The organism is Actinoplanes sp. CA-051413, assembly GCF_050955795.1.
Lineage (GTDB): Bacteria > Actinomycetota > Actinomycetes > Mycobacteriales > Micromonosporaceae > Actinoplanes.
This window is the reverse complement of record NZ_CP192100.1, coordinates 4,165,608-4,180,735: the sequence shown is the minus strand read 5'-3', so window position 1 is coordinate 4,180,735 and position 15,128 is coordinate 4,165,608. Positions and strand designations below refer to the sequence as shown.

Here is a 15,128-nt window from a genome sequence, read left to right as displayed (position 1 = left end):
ACCCGCCCACGTGAGATTCCGGAGCCTGGTTGCCGCCTGCACGGCAACCGTCCTCACCCTGAGCGCGCTGACCTGCGGTGATGCCCGCGCCGCCGAGCCGGCCGCCGCCGGCCCCACTGTCACCGTGCGGCCCGATCCGTCGTACCAGGGTCAGGCGTTCGAGGGCTGGGGCACCAGCCTGGTCTGGTTCGCCAACGCCACCGGCGACTACCCGGCCGAGGTCCGCGAGAAGCTGGCCGACCTCGTCTTCGGCGAGCAGGGGCTCAACCTCAACATCGCCCGCTACAACATCGGCGGCGGCAACGCCCCGGACGTGCCCGACTACCTGCGCCCCGGCGGCGCCGTCGAGGGCTGGTGGCAGGCCCCGGCCGGCACCACCCGCACCGACGTCGACTGGTGGGACCCGCGGAACCCGGCGCACTGGAACCTCGACGCCGACCGGACCCAGCGCTGGTGGATCGACCGGATCAAGCGGGACATCACCCACTGGGAGACCTTCAGCAACTCGCCGCCCTGGTTCCAGACCGTCAGCGGGTACGTCTCCGGCGGCTTCGACGCCACCCAGGACCAGATCCGCCCCGGCACCGTCGACGACTTCGCCACCTACCTGACCCGGGTGACCGCGGAGCTGGAACGGGCGCACGGCATCACCGTGGACACCATCGACCCGCTCAACGAGCCGAACACGCCGTACTGGGGCACCCGGCTGGGCCCCGACGGCAACCCGGTCGGCGGACGCCAGGAGGGCGCGCACGCCGGACCCGCCCTGCAGCAGCAGGTGATCCGGGCGCTGGCGGCGAAGCTGGCCGCGGCCGGCAGCGACACCCGGATCTCGGCCATGGACGAGACCAACCCCGGCACGTTCGCGACCAACTGGAACGCCTACCCGCAGGACGTCCGGGACCTGGTCGCCCAGCTCAACGTGCACACGTACGGGACCGGGCAGCGCACCACCGTGCGGGACATCGCCAAGGGCGAGCGCAAACCGCTGTGGATGAGCGAGGTCGAGGGCTCCTGGGGCGACGGGCAGAGCTTCACCAGCATGGCGCCGGGACTGGGCATGGCCCAGCGGATGGTCGACGACCTGCGCGAGCTGGAGCCCTCGGCCTGGGTGTTCTGGCAGCCGGTCGAGGACTACGACAACATGAAGCCCGGCGGGGAGAGCGCCGCGGGCGCCAACTGGGGCAGCATCCAGTTGCCGTTCGACTGCACGGCCGCGGACAACCTGCGGACCTGCCCGATCTACACCAACACCAAGTTCGACACGGTCCGCAACTTCACCCACCACATCCGCCCCGGCGACCGGCTGATCAAGGTCGGCGACACCGCCAGCGTCGCGGCCGTCTCCAGCGGCGGCCGGGCCACGGTGGTGCACATCAACGACACCAAGCAGGCTCGCACCGTACGGCTCGACCTCTCCGCCTTCGGCACCGTGGCCCGCAACGCCACCGTGACCCCGATCGTGACCAGCGCGGGCGGCGCCCTGCGCCGGGGCGCGCCGGTCGCGGTCCGCGACCGCGCGGCGTCGATCCAGGTCCCGGCCGAGTCGGTGACCACGCTGCTGGTCCGGGGCGTCTCCGGAGTGGCGTCCGACGCCGCCCTGGCGCAGGACGGTCACGTGTACCGCCTGCAGGGCGTCCAGAGCGGCCGGTCGCTCACGCCGGGCGGCACCGGTGCCGTGATCCGCACCGATGATCCGCGCAGCACCGAGCAGCTCTGGCGCCTCACCAAGCTGTCCCCCGGCGTCGGCAACCGCACCCGCTACGCGCTCGGCACCGCGGCCGGGGACCGGCAGCTCGCCGTCGTCGACGACGCCGTGACCCTGGTGCCGCCTGCCCGCAAGCCGGGCCCGGGAGCGCAGTGGATCCTGTCGACCACCGGCGACGGCACGTACACGCTGGTCAACGTGGCCACCGGACGCCTGCTGGAGGTCGGCGGCGAGGCCACTCAGGACGGCGCCGCGGTGTCGACCTGGCTGGCCAACTCCGGGGTCAACCAGCGCTGGCGGGTGATCGACGAGACGGTGCTCGGGATCGAGCCCACCGCGGCGTTCACCGTGCCCGGGGTCGCTCCCACCCTGCCGGCGACCGTCGTGCCGCGTTATCGCGACGGTGCCCGGGGCACACTGCCGGTCACCTGGAGGCTGCCATCGGCGGCGGCGTGGAAGCGGGCGGGCACCGTACCTGTCCAGGGAGTCGCCACCGACGCACTCGGCCGGACCCACCGCGCCCTGGCCACGGTCGCGGTCGACACGCTGGTCTCGACAGTGCCGACCCGGGCCAAGGCCTTCGCGGGCGGCCGGCCGGCGCTGCCGGCCACCGTCACCACGCTGGGCCGGCACGGCGCGCGGGTCGAGCGCCCGGTGGTGTGGCAGGCCGCGGCACCCGGAGCCTTCGACGCGGTCGGAGTGGTGACCGTGGCCGGGCGGGCCGACGCGGGCGACGGCCGCACCCTGCCGGCCACCGTCCGCGTGCAGGTCACCCGGCCGGTCGAGCGGGACGCACCGTCCACCGGCGTCTCCGCCACCTTCACCGAGCCCGGCTACTCCCCCGACGGCCTGCGCAACGGCGTGCTGACCGACAAGGCGTGGTCCAACTGGAGGTCGGGCGCGAAGAACGCCGCCGACACCCTCACCGTGGACCTGGCCGGACAGCAGGCCGTCACCCGTGTCGCCACGCACTTCTACCGCGACGGCTCGGACAGTTACGCCGACACCCTGCAGGTCCAGGTACGCGACCCGCAAGGCGCCTGGACCGACGCCGGCCGCCCGGTGACCGTCCCCACCGGCACCGCGACCGCCCCGGTGGTGGACGTCGCGACCACGGCCACGACGGACGCGATCCGGGTCGTCCTGACCGCGCGCCCGAACCAGCACATGACCGTCAGCGAGATCGAGGTCTTCGCCGCCGCGCCCGGGACCTCACCGGAAGCGGCCGCGGCGAGCATCGCTCTCGACGGCACCGCCCTGGCCGGCTTCGATCCCGCGCGCACGTCGTACTCGGTGCGGGCCCGGGGCAAGCTGCCCACGGTCACCGCGGTGGCCGCCGACCCGTACGCCACCGTGGACGTCCGCGGGCCGACCGCCCGCGACCGTACGGCGACCGTCACGGTCACCAGCGAGGACAAGTCGCGTACGCGCAGCTACACGATCACCTTCCGGAGGTAGGCGGCCGGGCAGCGGCACCGCACCCCGATCGGCCATGATCTCCGCCATGGAGATCAACGCGCAGCCGGTCACTGCGGTGTCGCTGCCCACCGCGTGCGACGGCCCCCTGACGCCGGGCGTGCCGAGCCGGCGGCTGGTGACCACCCGCACCGACACGACGCTGGCGGTCTACGACCTCGACCGCCTGGCCACGGGCGACGACACCCCGCTGGTGGCTTTCCCGGCGCCCTGGCCGCGCGTCGCGAGCGGCGTCGACGCCGTGGCGCCCGGCCTCGACCTGGCCGTCTTCACCGGACTGCACGCGGTGCGCGGGGTGACACCGGACGGCGTGACCCGATGGGAGATCCCGCACGGCTGCTGGGTCTGCGAGGAGTGGCACGAGACGGCGGAGGAGTACACCGCCGACCCGGCCCACAAGCATCCCGACCACGGCTCGGCCTGCTTCGGCGCCGACGGCCGGACGGTGTGGGCACACGTACGGGAGCTCGGCGAGGACGACGATCCGCGTGGCGAGTCCAGTCCAGAGACGTGGCTGGTGATCGACCCCGCGGACGGCACCGTCGCGGCGCGGGCCGGCACCGAGACGTACGCCGCCGGATCGCACCACGTCCCACACCCGGACCCGGCGGTCATGGGCCTGGCCGTCGGCGAGGGCCAGGACGGATCACCCGCGCTGTGGGGACGACTGACCGACGGTGTCCTGCACGTCGAGCGGCTCCCCGATGACGACCGGATCCTGCTCGCCGCCGGGCCGGGCGGCCGCACGTTCCTGACCCGCGGGCACGAGCAGGGTCAGGAGCTGACCGTGCACCGCACGTCCGACCACGTTGTGCTGGGCACCGTCCGGGCCGACCGGCTGGAGCCGGCCGAACCCGCCGCCGGCTGGGGTTTCCGGTGCGGGCTGGTCGACGACCGCACGCTCGTGGCGGAGACCAGCGAGCACGGGTACGGCGCCGCCGACGTGCGGCACTGGCTCATCGACGTCGAGACCCTGGACGTCCGCGGTCCGATCCGTTATCCGGCCGCGGCCGGCCCGCACCCGATCGGACTGGGTGACGGGACCTGGCTGACGGTGAGTTCCCGCGGCGAGGACGTCACCGTCTGGCGGCTGCCGAGCCCCTGACGAGTTCCGGTCAGCTCTCGGCCGGCCGGGTCGGGGGCCAGACGAGCGAGTCGTCCGGGATCGCGGGGTCGCACAGCGCCCGGTGGTCCCGGCCCGGCAGCATCCGTCCGGCCGCCACCACCAGCCGGGCCACCTCGATCGCCCCGTGCGCCTGGAAGTGGGTGTTGTCGGCGACCCCGGCGGGATAGTTCGGTGACACACCCGGGTCCAGCCACAGGAAGTGGGTCTTGGTGGCCTCCGGACCCAGGGCGCCCCAGCGGGCGAACGACAACGCGGTCAGGTCGATCAGCGGCGTACCGGTGTCCTCGGCCAGCGCCCGCATCGCCGCCGGATACTCCCCGTGCGACAGGTACGGCACGCCCTCGGCGGTGAACCGCCGCCGCTCGACCGGGGTGACCAGCACGGGCCGGGCGCGGCGGGCCCGCGCGCCGTCCAGGTAGCGGCGCAGGTACTCCTGGAAGGTCGTCCAGGGCTCGGTGCCGCGGGCCGGGTCCTCGACCTTCTCGTCGTTGTGGCCGAAGGACACCAGCAGCACGTCGCCGGGACGGATCGCGGCCAGGATCCGGTCGAGCCGGCCCAGGTCCGCGAAGCTCTTGGAGCTGGCGCCGGAGAGCGCCTCGTTGACCACCGCGACCTCCGGCCGCAGGAAGAGCGGCAGCGCCTGGCCCCAGCCCGCGCGGGGCACGTCCGCGACGGCGTACGTGGCCGCGGTCGAGTCCCCCGCGACGAAGATCGTGTGTCGGGGCGGGCGGCGCTCGGCGGCGCCGGCCGGTCCGGTGATCCCCAGCCCACCGGCGACGGCACCGCCGAGCGCGGCCCGCAACAGCATCCTGCGATCAAGCTCCATGCCGCCATCAGATCAGCCCTTGTCGATCCAGGCAAGCGCTTACCTATAGTGTTTTCACGGGTCACCGAACCAGCCGGACCGCCGGGTGCGCCGCGCTGGGCCGGCTGAACAGGCGGGTCTGCCGGCCCTTGAGGTGCAGATCGAAGAACGCCGCCTGGTACGCGCGGGTCGCCGCGACGGCCGCCGCCGGTGAGACTGTGCCGATCATCGCGGCGTGCGCGTCGGCAGGCAGCCCGAGGCCGTGCCGCACCTGGGGCAGCACGGTCTGCAGGTCGCTGCACCAGCCCATCCCGCCACCGACCAGCTCCAGCTCCCGCCGCCAGCCGCGCAGCACCGACCACTGCCGGTCCCACATCGGGTTGGCCGCGCCGTACGCGCTGCCCGGCCGGATCGCCAGCACCGCGCCAGTCAGTCCCTGCTCGACCACAGGTGCCAGCGGCAGCCAGCCCCCGTCGGCGGTCGGGAAGCCGACGTCGGTGTCCCCGATCGCCCCGGCCCGGACCCGCTCGTCGGCCGCCAGCAGGGTCAGCGTCATCAGGCCGGCGCCGGTGATGCCGCTGAACGCGCCGATCCGGCCGAGATCGAGGCCGGCGCGCAGACCGGCGGGCAGCGCCCGGGCGCCCAGCGCCGTGAGCCGGTCGAGCACGAAGCGGGCGTCGGCGGTGCGGCTCGCGTAGATGTGGCGCACGTAGGCCAGGAACTCGGGGCTGTAGCGGTCATCGTTGGGCGGGTTCGCCGCCGGGTGCTGCGGGACGAGCCGCCCGCCGGGGAACACGACCGGCGTCTCGTGGGTCGGCTCGAACGTCACGACCACGTACCCGCGGCTGGCCAGGTCCTCGATCTCGCACCGGTTGGTGCTGTGCGAACCCCAATGGCCCAGCTGGTGGACCAGCACCGGCCAGCCGTCGTCGGTGTCGCGGGCGGCCACGCCGGCAAGGGCGTGCGAGCAGGTGCCGGCCCAGTCCACCTGCCCGGCCGGTTCCGGGGCGGTGGCGAATGCGAAGATCTCGTCGGCCGCCCCGGCCCAACCCGGCGTGAGCCACGGCACGACCGGTCCGGCGGCCGGCCGGGCCGGATAGGTGAGGTTGACCATGAGCTCCCGGTACGGCTGCCCGGTGACGTACGGATCCGGGCGGGACCGGTCCACCAGGTGCAGATCCACGGTGCCCACCGGGTACGGCCCGCCCGGCCCCGGCAGACGCAGCCGCACCTTCCCGCCCGCTGCGGCCGTGGCGCGCCCGCTCGCGCCGTTCCGGCTCGCCCCCGTGGCGGCCGTGGGCAACAGCGCCGCTGCTGTCACGCCCGCCCCGCCGGCCAGCACCAGCCGGCGACTCACCTGGTTTCCGTTGCACCGCATGGCTTTCCCCGTTCGGTCGTCGCTGTCCTCACTCGACGAACAGACTGCGCGGGGCTTCCTGAGCGCCGGCTGAGCCGCTGAGAAGCCGCTCAGGTGACCTTGACGGGCGTGACGGTGCCGGTGGCGCCGTCCACGGTGATCAGCTGACCGGTGGTGATCTTCTCGGTGGCGCCGGGGACGGAGATCACCGCGGGGATGCCGTACTCGCGGGCCACCGTCGGGCCGTGCGCCATGATCGCGCCGGTCTCCGTCACCAGCGCGGCCGCGGTGAGGAACAGCGGAGTCCAGCCGGGGTCCGTGGTCGCCGCGACCAGGATGTCGCCGGGCTCGATGCGGGCGGTGGCCGGGTCACGGACGACCCGGGCCGGTCCGGTGACCCGGCCCGCCGAGGCGCCCACACCCGGCAACGCGCCGTCGCGGGCGGGCGGCACGGGCAGCACCGTTTCGACGTCGGTGCCGTCGGACAGCAGGGCGACCGGAACCGTCCGGCGCCGCGACTCGCGCTGGTGCACCAGCTTGCGGGCGGCGGCGACCTCGCGCAGATCGGCGTCGGTGCCGGCCTCGTCGAGGGTCACGAACATGATGTCGTCCGGGCGGTCGAGGCGGCCGGCGGCGGTCAGGTCGGCGCCGAGCAGCAGCAACTGCCGGCGCATCTCCCGCAGCGGGTACAAGCCGGCGAACTTGCCCGTCTCGCGCAGGCCGGCCAGGGAGCGGGCCCGGCGCAGCAGGAAACCGGCGAGGCGGCCGCGCACCGGCCGGCGCCGGCGGGCCCGCGCGACGAGGTCGGTCAGGGTGGACTCGGCGGTGGCGGCGGCCCGGGCGAACCGGCGGTCGGGGGCCTGCTCGGGGTCGGTCACTCGCAGATAGTTGGCGATCATGGCGAAGACCGGCGCCGGGTTTTCGGACCAGCGGGGGACGCCGAGATCGACCTCGGCGACGCCGCGGTGGCCGTACCGGTCGAGGAACGCGGCCAGGCCGAGCTCCGGCAGCTCACCGGCCAGGTAGCGGGCGGCGAGCTCGGCCGGCGGCGAGCCGAGCAGGAGTTCGCCGTGCTGCCGGGCGCCCTGGGCCACCTGCCAGAGGGCGAGGTCCATCTCGATGGTGACGTTGTGCGGCATGCCGGCCAGCACGGCATGGATCTCGTCCGCGGTCGCGATGCCCTTGAGCAGCTGTTGCGGCAGGGTGGCGGCCAGCATGCCGGCCACGATCGGCCAGGTGATGGCGTCGGCGCCGTCGCCCGAGCCGTTGTCGCGGAGGTAGCGCAACCGGTCCGCGGCGGTGCGCAGTTCCCCGGCCGGGACGGCGGCGAGCCGTAACTGCTCGACGGCCCGGCCCATCCGGGCGCGGGCGGCCTCGGGGCGGGCGAGGGCGCCGACGATGCCGGTCACCGCGCGTGTGGCCGTACGCAGCGACGGGGTGGCGGCGCGGGGTGCGGCGCCCTTGCGCGGGGCGAACCGGGGATCGTCGAGGACGTACGCCATGGCCGCCTGGGCGCGGGGGCCGAAGTCGACCGCCATGAGCTTGATCAGGCGTTTGCGGGCGGACGGGTGGCGCGCCTGGTCGGTGAGGTCACCATAGAGCCGCCCGCCGATGTCGACGATCTCCGCCCGGACGCCGAGGGCCGCGAGCATGCCGGCGATCTGGGCCTTGAGGGTGGACAGGCCCATCGGCGTCACCGGCTGGAGCATGCCCTGCACGTGACCGAACTCGACGTACACCCGGGGCTCCGGGCCGGTCCGCGGCGGCAGCGGGAACAAGGTGGTGATCGGCCGCGACTGGAGCAGCCACAGCGTGCCGGAGCGGTCCACCGACCACTCCACGTCCTGCGGGCCGCCGGCCCGTTCCTGCAGCCGCTCCCCCACCGAGCGCAAGCGCTCGAGCAGCTCGGGCGGCACGCACCCGGTGGCCGCCGGCGTGGCCGGGCCGAGCACGTAGTGGTCGACCGGGGCGGTGCCGTCGACCACAGTGGTGCCGGGACCGGGGGCGGCGTCAACCATCATCTCGGTGCGGTTGCCGGTCAGCGGGTTGGCGGTGAACAGCACGCCGGACACCTCGGCGTCGACCATCCGCTGCACGACCACCGCCATCCGGACCGTGTCCTGGGCGATGCCGTGGGCGTCGCGGTAGGCGGCCGCCCGGGCGCTGTGCAGCGACGCCCAGCACGCCTCGACCGCGGCCAGCAGGTCGTCGGCGCCGGTGACGCCGAGGACGGTGTCGTGCTGCCCGGCGAAGCTGGCGTCGGGCAGGTCCTCGGCGGTCGCGCTGGAGCGCACCGCCACCGGGCCTGCACCGAGCTTCTCGTACGCGGCGAGGATCTCGGCCGCCGGGACGACGCCGCGCCGGTGGGCCTCGGTCGTGACGCAGAAGCCCGGCGGCACCCGATCGCCGTGGCGGATCAGCTCGGCCAGCCCGGCCGCCTTGCCACTGACGAGCTCCTGCGTCCCGGCCCGCACCTCGGACAACGCGATCACGGACATCCGGCCCCCTGCCATCGCCATACGACTGCAACGGGACAACCATAGCCGTTTGGCAATACGACTGCAACGCAAAGAATGTGCCGCTCTGAAATCAGGGCTTCACACATTCGTCATCTGCGGGTTAAATCGAGGCACAGCGATATGGGAGCGCTCCCATACCCCGGACAGGAGCCCACCGTTGTCCACCTCACGCCGTTATCTCCTCATGTCCTTCGTCGGCCTGCTGCTCGCCTCCGTCGGGATCGCGCTGGCCGCGCCCTCCGGCGCGGCCGCCGCCCCCACCTACAGCTACGGCGAGGCCCTGCAGAAGTCCCTGTTCTTCTACGAGGCCCAGGTCGCCGGACGCAAACCGGCCTGGAACCGGGTCTCCTGGCGCGGTGACTCCGCCCTGCGCGACGGCTCGGACGTCGGCCTGGACCTGACCGGCGGCTGGTTCGACGCCGGTGACCACGTCAAGTTCGGCCTGCCGATGGCGTTCACCACCACCATGCTGGCCTGGGGCGCGGTGGAGAACCGCGACGCCTACGCCGCCTCCGGCCAGCTCACCCACCTGCTGAACAACCTGCGGGTACCCAACGACTACTTCATCAAGGCCCACCCCGCCCCGAACGTGCTCTACGGGCAGGTCGGCAACGGCGACGCCGACCACAAGTGGTGGGGACCGGCCGAGGTGCTGCCGATGGCGCGGCCCGCGTACAAGATCGACGCCAGCTGCGGCGGCACGGAGCTGGCCGCGGAGACCGCGGCCGCCATGGCCGCCAGCTCGATGGTCTTCCGCGCGACCGATCCCGGGTACGCCGACACGCTGCTCACCCACGCCAAGCAGCTCTACACCTTCGCCGACACGGTCCGGAAGAACTACCACGAGTGCATCACCGACGCGACGTCGTTCTACCGCTCCTGGAGCGGCTACGCCGACGAGCTGGTGTGGGGCGCGATCTGGCTGCACCGCGCCACCGGTGACGCCGCCTACCTGGCCAAGGCCGAGGCCGGATACGACGCGCAGGGCAACGAGAACCAGACCAGCACCAAGATGTACAAGTGGACGATCTCCTGGGACAACAAGCAGTACGGCACCTACGTGCTGCTGGCCCAGCTGACCGGCAAGCAGAAGTACCTCGACGACGCCAACCGGTGGCTGGACTGGTTCACCGTCGGGGTCAACGGCGAGAAGGTCCGCACCTCCCCCGGCGGGATGGTCGTCGTGGACACCTGGGGCGCCCTGCGGTACGCGGCCAACACGGCCTTCGTCGCGCTCGTGCACAGCGACCACCTGGCCGACGCGGCCCGCAAGACGCGCTACCACGACTTCGCCGTCAAGCAGATCGACTACGCGCTGGGCGCCAACCCGCGCAAGTCGAGCTACGTCATCGGCTTCGGGGCCAACGCGCCGAAGAATCCGCACCACCGCACCGCGCACGGGTCCTGGTGGGACAGCCAGCAGGTGCCCGAGCAGACCCGGCACGTGCTGTACGGCGCGCTGGTGGGCGGGCCGTCGGCGCCGGACGACGCGTACACCGACAGCCGCGGCGACTACGTGATGAACGAGGTCGCCACCGACTACAACGCCGGCTTCACCTCGGCGGTGGCCCGGCTCTACGGTGAGTACGGCGGCACGCCGGCGGCCAACTTCCCGCAGGCCGAGAAGCCGGACCTGGCGGAGCTGTCCGTCGAGACCACGGTGATGCAGAACGAGACCCGCTCGACCGGCGTCAAGGTGATCGTCTACAACAAGTCGGCCTTCCCGGCGCGCGCCCTGACCGCCGCGAAGTTCCGTTACTACTTCACCCGTGACGGGGACGCCGCGCTGACCGTCAGCACGCCGTACACCCAGGGGTGCCCGGGGCCGACCGCGGCCAAGCAGTACGCCGGCGACGTCTGGTACGTCGAGGTGGACTGCACCGGCTACACCATCGCCCCGGCCGGTCAGTCGGCGCACCGGATGGAGGTGCAGCTCAAGATCGGGGTGGTCGAGGGCGGCACGTGGGATCCGACCGACGACCCGTCGTACCAGGCGGCCGCCGGACCGAACACCGGCGTCCCGCTCTACGAGGGCACGACGCGGGTGTGGGGCAACGAGCCCGGCACCGGGCCGTCACCGTCCCCTTCGGTCACCCCGTCCGTCACCCCTTCGGTCACGCCGTCCGCGACGCCGTCGGCCACCCCGTCGGTCACGCCGTCGGTCACGCCCAGCACCGGGCCGAGCGGGCCGTGCCGGGTCGCCTACAGCACCACCGACTGGAGTGCCGGCTTCACGGCGAACGTCACCGTGACCAACACCGGCACCGCGCCGCTCAACGGCTGGTCGCTGACCTACGCCTACACCGCCGGACAGAAGATCACCCAGGCCTGGTCGGCCACCGCCACCCAGACCGGTACGCAGGTGACCGTCACCAACGCGAGCTGGAACGGCGCGGTGGCCGCGGGCGCCTCGGTGAGCTTCGGCATGAACGGCACCCACACCGGCGCCAACCCGAGGCCCACCGCCTTCGCCGTCAACGGCTCCGCCTGCACCGTCGCCTGAGCCCCGTTCCCCACCAGCAGAGACAGGACCCCATGCGAACTGCCCTCCGCGCGGCCTTGTGTGCCGCGACCACCGTGACCGCCCTGGCGGCGTTCGGGCCACCGCCCGCGTCAGCCGCGGTCCTGCCCTACCAGGACCCGGCCCTGCCGGTCGCGACCCGGGTGACCGACCTGCTCGCCCGGATGACCCTGGACGACAAGATCGGCCAGATGACCCAGGCCGAGCGCGCCGTCATCAGCCCGGCCCAGCTCACCCAGTACCGGGTCGGCTCGGTGCTCTCCGGCGGCGGCTCCGGCCCCGCGCAGAACACCCCGGCGGCCTGGGCCGACATGTACGACAACCTGCAACGCGGCGCCCTGGCCACTCCGCTGCAGATCCCGATGATCTACGGCATCGACGCCGTGCACGGCAACAACAACGTGCTCGGGTCGACGATCTTCCCCCACAACATCGGCCTCGGCGCCACCCGCGACCCCGACCTGGCCGCGCGGATCGGCCGGGCCACCGCCGAGGAGGTCACCGGCGCCGGGCAGGACTGGACGTTCGCCCCGTGCGTGTGTGTGGCCCGCAACGACCGGTGGGGCCGCACGTACGAGTCGTTCGGCGAGAAGCCGGAGATCGCCACGGCGATGACCACCGTCATCGACGGGTTGCAGGGCACCGCGCTGAACGGCCCGGCGTCCGTGCTGGCCACGGCCAAGCACTACATCGGGGACGGCGGCACCACCGGCGGCACCGACCAGGGCAACACCCAGCTCACCGAGGCCGAGCTGCGGGCCGTGCACCTGCCGCCGTTCGCCGCCGCGGTGAACCGGGGCGTCGGCTCGGTGATGATCTCGTTCAGCAGCTGGAACGGGACCAAGCTGCACGGCTCGAAGTACCTGATCACCGACCTGCTCAAGGGCGAGCTGGGCTTCACCGGCTTCACCGTCTCGGACTGGGCGGCGATCGACCAGATCGACGGGCAGGTCGGCTTCACCCAGGCCGAGGTGGCCGCCTCGATCAACGCCGGCCTCGACATGATCATGGTGCCGAACGACTGGCAGCAGTTCCTCGGCTACCTGCGCGCGGCGGTGCAGGCCGGGCAGATCCCGATGGCCCGCATCGACGACGCCAACCGGCGCATCCTGACCAAGAAGTTCGAGCTGGGACTCTTCGAGAAGCCGTACGCCGACCGCACGTACGCGTCCACGATCGGCAGCACCGCGCACCGCGCGCTGGCCCGCGAGGCGGTGCGCAAGTCGCAGGTGCTGCTGAAGAACGCGGGCGGGGTGCTGCCGCTGGCCAAGTCCGGCGGCAAGATCTTCGTGGCCGGCAAGAGCGCCGACGACCTGGGCAACCAGGCCGGCGGCTGGACCACCACCTGGCAGGGCGCGAGCGGGTCGACCTACCCCGGCACGTCGATCCTGCAGGGCATCCGCAGCGCGGTGGGCAGCAACGCCACGGTGACCTACCAGCGCGACGGCACCGGCATCGACAACACGTACCGGGCCGCGATCGCCGTCGTGGGCGAGACCCCGTACGCCGAGGGCGAGGGCGACCGGGTCGGCTCGATGAGCCTGGACGCCACCGACCTGGCCACGCTGTCGCGGCTGCGGGCCGCGGGCGTACCGGTGATCGTGGTGCTGGTCTCGGGCCGCCCGCTCGACATCGCCACCGAGCTGCCCAACTGGAACGCCCTGGTGGCCGCCTGGCTGCCCGGCAGCGAGGGCGCCGGCGTGGCCGACGTCCTGTTCGGCGACTACGCGCCGACCGGCAAGCTCCCGATGACCTGGATGCAGTCGGCGAGCCAGCAGCCGATCAACGACGGGGACGGCAAGACGCCGCTGTTCGCGTACGGCTACGGCCTGACCTACAGCAGCACCCCGGCCGACACGGCCGCACCCAGCGTGCCCGGCACCCCGGCCGCGACCGCGGTGACCGCCACCGGCCTGACGCTGACCTGGCCGGCCTCGACGGACACGGGCGGCAGCGGTCTGGCCGGCTACGACGTCTATCGCGACGGCACTCTGATCGGCTCGCCCACCACGACCTCCTATGCGGTCACCGGCCTGAGTGCGGCGACCCGCTACGAGTTCACGGTGGCGGCCCGGGACGCGGCGGGGAACCGCTCGGCCCGCTCGACGGCGCTGGCGGTGACCACCTCGGCCGGCGACACGCCGGCGGGCGGCACCTGCCGGGTGGCGTACTCCACGAGCGACTGGAGCGCCGGCTTCACCGGGTCGGTCTCGCTGACCAACACGGGTACGGCGGCGGTCAGCGCTTGGAGCCTGCAATGGTCGTACACCGCAGGCCAGCAGGTTACGCAGGGCTGGTCAGCCCGGGTGGCGCAGGTCGGCACGGTGGTGACGGCTACGGGTGAGAGCTGGAGCCCGTCGTTGGCCGCGGGGGCTACGGTGACGTTCGGTTTCAACGCGAACCGCGGATCCACCAACCCGCGCCCGGCGTCGTTCACCCTCAACGGCGCTGCCTGCACGGTCGCATGAGGCGGTAGGCGCCTCCCTCGCCGCAGGGGCCGGTCGGGTCTTGACCCGGCCGGCCCCCTCGGGTTCGGGAAGCCGGTATCAACCCTCGCACCGGCACCCGCCGGCGATCCGCCCGAACGGTCACCAGCGCGGACGGCGAGTCGAAGACCTACTCGCCGATCGCTACGCCGAAGCAGGATGTCTCAGCCCGCTATCTGTCCGAGGACGAGCGCGTCACCATCGCCGAGGAACACCGGGCCGGCAGACCAATCCGGGGGATCGCCAAGCTCCTGGACCGGGCACCGTCCACCATGGGCCGGGAGATCAACCATCCTCTCGGAGCCCACCAGCGTGTGGCGGCCCGTCGACCACGACTCGCGCCCGCGAAGCCAGAGTGTGTCGGAGAAAATAATCCGTGCGTACCGGCTCCGGGCGGCGGTCATGCCCGTTTCGTTTGCTCCCTCGGCCGCCGACTGCCGTACGGAAAACTATGACAACCGTTCGGTGACGACGAGATCGAGGGTGCGCAGTAGCGCCTCAGCATTGCTGCTGACGGCTCCGCGTCGGATGAGACTCAAATCGATGACATGGGTTTCGTAGCGCAGCGTGTAGTGGATGATGAAGCAGCCCGTCTGGTCCGGGACGCAGTAGCCGACAGCCTCGTCGGCATGGGCTGCGGCAGCGGTACTGACGGGATCGGCCCCGTCGAGATCTTCCCGATAGTTCGGGGCCGGATCGGCGGCTAGGTAGGCCTCGTGTGCCTTTTCTTGGCTCGGCTGAGTTTGAACGTCTTGCCGAAGTACAAAGCCGTCGCCCGATTGGGGCATCTGCCATCGGCGGATAACGCTGAGATCTTTTGTGACGATATTTTCGTGGGCCTGGGTCTCGACGGTCACACCACCCGCGTCGGGGAGGCTCTCGCCCCAGTCCGCCGTGTCGAGTAGCAGCGCAGTAGATTCGGCGGTGGTTTCAGACGACCGCTGGCCGTCGTCGCGGTGCCGAAACGCTAACCCTGTGTAGACAACGGTCAGCAAGGCCAACAAGCCTGCCGCACCTGCCAATACCGTCCGCATGGTCGCATTGGCAAGTAGCCGAGGAGTAAGCCGCACGCGGGGCAGCGTAGAGCCTCAGGGCAAAGCGGGTGATGCCCGATCATCCCCAGCGCCTCG

9 protein-coding genes are annotated in these 15,128 nt (G+C 72.6%); 5 read left to right on the top strand and 4 right to left on the bottom strand.

Going from position 1 to position 15,128, the window contains the following annotated elements; translation table 11 throughout:
- Window positions 1-10: 10 nt before the first annotated feature.
- Window positions 11-3,166 (top strand): glycoside hydrolase, encoded by a 3,156-nt coding sequence (locus ACQP2Y_RS19465; protein WP_433730203.1) that lies wholly within the window; start codon window positions 11-13, stop codon window positions 3,164-3,166.
- A gap of 46 nt (window positions 3,167-3,212) precedes the next feature.
- Complete coding sequence (locus tag ACQP2Y_RS19460) at window positions 3,213-4,289, top strand: hypothetical protein (RefSeq protein WP_433730201.1); 1,077 nt, start codon at window positions 3,213-3,215, stop codon at window positions 4,287-4,289.
- A gap of 10 nt (window positions 4,290-4,299) precedes the next feature.
- Here the strand turns inward: ACQP2Y_RS19460 and ACQP2Y_RS19455 are convergent, their stop codons facing one another.
- The 3 genes from ACQP2Y_RS19455 to ACQP2Y_RS19445 form a co-directional block, all read right to left on the bottom strand.
- Entirely contained in the window at window positions 4,300-5,136 is an 837-nt protein-coding gene (locus tag ACQP2Y_RS19455) for a rhamnogalacturonan acetylesterase (protein WP_433730199.1), read from the bottom strand.
- A gap of 61 nt (window positions 5,137-5,197) precedes the next feature.
- Complete coding sequence (locus tag ACQP2Y_RS19450; protein WP_433730197.1) at window positions 5,198-6,472, bottom strand: lipase; 1,275 nt, start codon at window positions 6,470-6,472, stop codon at window positions 5,198-5,200.
- Window positions 6,473-6,582: 110 nt separating this feature from the next.
- On the bottom strand, window positions 6,583-8,970 hold the full coding sequence (locus ACQP2Y_RS19445; RefSeq protein WP_433730195.1) for a PEP/pyruvate-binding domain-containing protein: 2,388 nt from the start codon (window positions 8,968-8,970) through the stop codon (window positions 6,583-6,585).
- Window positions 8,971-9,175: 205 nt separating this feature from the next.
- Between ACQP2Y_RS19445 and ACQP2Y_RS19440 the strand changes: the two genes are divergently transcribed.
- The 3 genes from ACQP2Y_RS19440 (at window position 9,176) to ACQP2Y_RS19430 (ending at window position 14,453) form a co-directional block, all read left to right on the top strand.
- On the top strand, window positions 9,176-11,494 hold the full coding sequence (locus ACQP2Y_RS19440) for a glycoside hydrolase family 9 protein (protein ID WP_433732001.1): 2,319 nt from the start codon (window positions 9,176-9,178) through the stop codon (window positions 11,492-11,494).
- A gap of 32 nt (window positions 11,495-11,526) precedes the next feature.
- Window positions 11,527-13,980, top strand: coding sequence for a glycoside hydrolase family 3 N-terminal domain-containing protein (locus ACQP2Y_RS19435; RefSeq protein ID WP_433730193.1), 2,454 nt, complete (start codon window positions 11,527-11,529; stop codon window positions 13,978-13,980).
- Between the two features lie 77 nt (window positions 13,981-14,057).
- On the top strand, window positions 14,058-14,453 hold the full coding sequence (locus ACQP2Y_RS19430; protein WP_433731999.1) for a helix-turn-helix domain-containing protein: 396 nt from the start codon (window positions 14,058-14,060) through the stop codon (window positions 14,451-14,453).
- On the opposite strand, the gene ACQP2Y_RS19425 is transcribed toward ACQP2Y_RS19430, so the two are convergent.
- Window positions 14,448-15,068 carry a hypothetical protein gene (locus tag ACQP2Y_RS19425; protein WP_433730191.1) on the bottom strand — a complete coding sequence of 207 codons (621 nt, stop codon included), beginning with the start codon at window positions 15,066-15,068 and terminating at the stop codon, window positions 14,448-14,450. The two genes, ACQP2Y_RS19430 and ACQP2Y_RS19425, sit on opposite strands and share 6 nt — an antisense overlap.
- Window positions 15,069-15,128: the final 60 nt, after the last annotated feature.